Below are 3,482 nucleotides of genomic sequence, written 5' to 3'. Positions count from 1 at the left end.
CGTTCTGAACCCAGCTCGCGTGCCACTTTAATCGGCGAACAGCCGAACCCTTGGGACCTTCTCCAGCCCCAGGATGTGACGAGCCGACATCGAGGTGCCAAACCGCCGCGTCGATGTGAGCTCTTGGCGGCGATCAGCCTGTTATCCCCGGAGTACCTTTTATCCTTTGAGCGATGGCCCTCCCATGCGGAACCACCGGATCACTATGCCCTACTTTCGTACCTGCTCGGCTTGTCGGCCTCACAGTCAAGCGCCCTTGTGCCATTGCACTCCTCGCACGGTTGCCATTCGTGCTGAGGGCACCTTGGGAAGCCTCCGTTACTCTTTTGGAGGCGACCACCCCAGTCAAACTACCCGCCAAGCGGTGTCTCCCTTCCGGGATTAGGCCCCGAAGTGGCAAAGGGCTGTATTTCAACGTTGGCTCCACACATACTAGCGTACATGCTTCACAGCCTCCAGCCTATCCTACACATTGCCACCCCAAAACCAGCGCTAAGCTGCAGTGAAGGTTCACGGGGTCTTTCCGTCCCGTTGCGGGTAACCGGCATCTTCACCGATACTACAATTTCACCGAGCTCACGGCTGAGACAGCGTCCAGATCGTTACACCATTCGTGCAGGTCGGAACTTACCCGACAAGGAATTTCGCTACCTTAGGACCGTTATAGTTACGGCCGCCGTTTACCGGGGCTTCGATTCAAAGCTTCTCATTGCTGATGACCTCTCCTCTTAACCTTCCGGCACCGGGCAGGTGTCAGGCCCTATACTTCACCTTTCGGTTTCGCAGAGCCCTGTGTTTTTGGTAAACAGTCGCCTGGACCTCTTCGCTGCGCCCCACCTCGCGGTGGGGGCCCCTTCTCCCGAAGTTACGGGGCTAATTTGCCGAGTTCCTTAGCCGTGATTCACTCGAGCACCTCAGGATTCTCTCCTTGACCACCTGTGTCGGTTTGCGGTACGGGTGCCCAACGCCTGATGCTTAGGGGGTTTTCTTGGAAGTATGATTAGGGACACTATCCGATTGCCCGTGGGCTCTCGGTACTATCAGGTTCAGCAGGATCCGGCTATTAACCTACACCCTATACCTACACCCTTCAACCCGGCATTCCGTCGCCGGGCGGTCCTTTCACTCCTTCGTCGCCCCATCGCAGCGTTGGCCAGGGACGGAATATTAACCGTCTGTCCATCGGCATCCCCATTCGGGTGAGCCTTAGGCCCCGCCTTACCCTGATCCGATTAGCGTTGATCAGGAAACCTTGGTCTATCGGTGGGCGGGTTTCTCACCCGCCTTATCGTTACTCATGCCTACATTTGCTTTTCCACAAGCTCCACCGAACCTCGCGGCTCGGCTTCTACGCCGGTGGAATGCTCCCCTACCATAATTTCTTATCCGCAGCTTCGGCGGACGGCTTGATGCCCGATTATTATCCACGCGCAGCCGCTCGACTAGTGAGCTGTTACGCACTCTTTAAATGAATAGCTGCTTCCGAGCTAACATCCTAGCTGTCGCTGCAGCCGCACATCGTTATATCAACTTAGCCGTCTCTTGGGGGCCTTAGCTGGCGGTCAGGGTTCTTTCCCTCTCGTCAACGGACATTAGCACCCGCTGGCTCACTCCTGGATATCGCGCCACGGCATTCGGAGTTCGTCAGGATTTGATAGGCGGTGAGGCCCTCGCATCCAATCGGTAGCTCTACCTCCATGGCGGTAAGTCCAAGGCTGCCCCTAAAGGCATTTCGGGGAGTACGAGCTATTTCCCAGCTTGATTAGCCTTTCACCCCTACCCACAGCTCATCGAAAAACTTTTCAACGTTTACTCGTTCGGACCTCCATTCCGTATTACCGGAACTTCATCCTGGCCATGGGTAGATCGCAAGGTTTCGCGTCTGCCCCGTCCGACTAGTTTCGCCCTATTCAGGCTCGCTTTCGCTTCGGCTCCGTACGTTCCCGTACTTAACCTTGCCGGACAGGAGCAACTCGTAGGCTCATTATGCAAAAGGCACGCCGTCACCCCACTAAAGGGCTCCGACCGCTTGTAGGCGTACGGTTTCAGGGTCTTTTTCACCCCCCTATTCGGGGTACTTTTCACCTTTCCCTCACGGTACTGGTTCACTATCGGTGTCCTATGAGTATTTAGCCTTGGCGGATGGTCCCGCCGGATTCAGACGGGGTTTCTCGTGCCCCGCCCTACTCAGGGTTCCTCTCTCTCCAACTTGCCTACGCCTACGGGGCTATCACCCGCTGCGGCCTACCTTTCCAGGTAGCTCGGCTTCGCTCGTCTTCGATTATAGAGGCCCTACAACCCCAGGATGGCCGTAACCACCCTGGTTTGGGCTAATCCCCTTTCGCTCGCCGCTACTCGGGGAATCACAATTGTTTTCTTCTCCTAGGGGTAATGAGATGTTTCAGTTCCCCCCGTTCGCCTCCCGATTGCTCGGGATACCTAGCCTTCAGCTAGGTGGGTTGCCCCATTCGGATATCTGCGGATCAACTCGTGCTTGCCGATCCCCGCAGCTTTTCGCAGCTTGCCACGTCCTTCATCGCCTATAGGACCCAAGGCATTCCCCGTACGCCCTTTTCTTACTCCGTTCCGCGCACCCGCCAGAGGTATACTCTGTCGCGTACGCCGCTTCGTCCTCAAACGTCAAAGATCTTGTTGAACTCCCTTGCGGTTGTTCGGTATGGTACGCCACCCGTGTCCGATACGGCCGTCTGCCTCGTGGCGTAAAATATCTTTTGGAAAGTGTAGCAGAAGAGTACCCTGATGGTGCTCCAGAAAGGAGGTGTTCCAGCCGCACCTTCCGGTACGGCTACCTTGTTACGACTTAACCCCAGTCACCGGTTTTACCCTAGGGCGCTCCTTGCGGTCGCGCACTTCAGGTCCCCCCAGCTCCCATGGTTTGACGGGCGGTGTGTACAAGGCCCGGGAACGTATTCACCGCATCATGGCTGATATGCGATTACTAGCGAATCCAGCTTCACGGAGGCGGGTTTCAGCCTCCGATCCGAACTACGACCGGCTTTGGAGATTCGCGCCCCCTCGCGGGGTGGCTGCCCTCTGTACCGGCCATTGTAACACGTGTGTCGCCCCAGACGTAAGGGCCGTGCTGATTTGACGTCATCCCCGCCTTCCTCGCAGCTTGCGCTGGCAGTCTCGGTAGAGTCCCCGGCATGACCCGCTGGCAACTACTGATAGGGGTTGCGCTCGTTATGGCACTTAAGCCGACACCTCACGGCACGAGCTGACGACAACCATGCAGCACCTCGCCGACCGCCATTGCTGGCTACAAAGTTTCCCCTGTATTCGTTCGGCGTTCGAGCCTGGGTAAGGTTCCTCGCGTATCATCGAATTAAACCACATGTTCCTCCGCTTGTGCGGGCCCCCGTCAATTCCTTTGAGTTTCACCGTTGCCGGCGTACTCCCCAGGTGGATAACTTAACGCTTTCGCTAAGCCCCAGATCCTTGCAGACCAAGAGCGAGTTATC

2 rRNA genes are annotated in these 3,482 nt (G+C 56.7%); both read right to left on the bottom strand.

Annotated features, from left to right (window positions below):
* Positions 1-2,586, bottom strand: a 23S ribosomal RNA gene (locus WC259_RS07990); the annotation flags it as partial.
* A 186-nt stretch (positions 2,587-2,772) separates the two neighbouring features.
* Positions 2,773-3,482: ribosomal RNA gene (locus tag WC259_RS07985) — 16S ribosomal RNA — on the bottom strand; the annotation flags it as partial.

Origin of the sequence: Dehalococcoides sp., assembly GCF_041654235.1 — a bacterium.
GTDB classification, from domain to species: domain Bacteria; phylum Chloroflexota; class Dehalococcoidia; order Dehalococcoidales; family Dehalococcoidaceae; genus Dehalococcoides; species Dehalococcoides mccartyi_B.
Note: the sequence above shows the minus strand (reverse complement) of the source record. Positions and strands in the feature narration are given on the sequence as shown.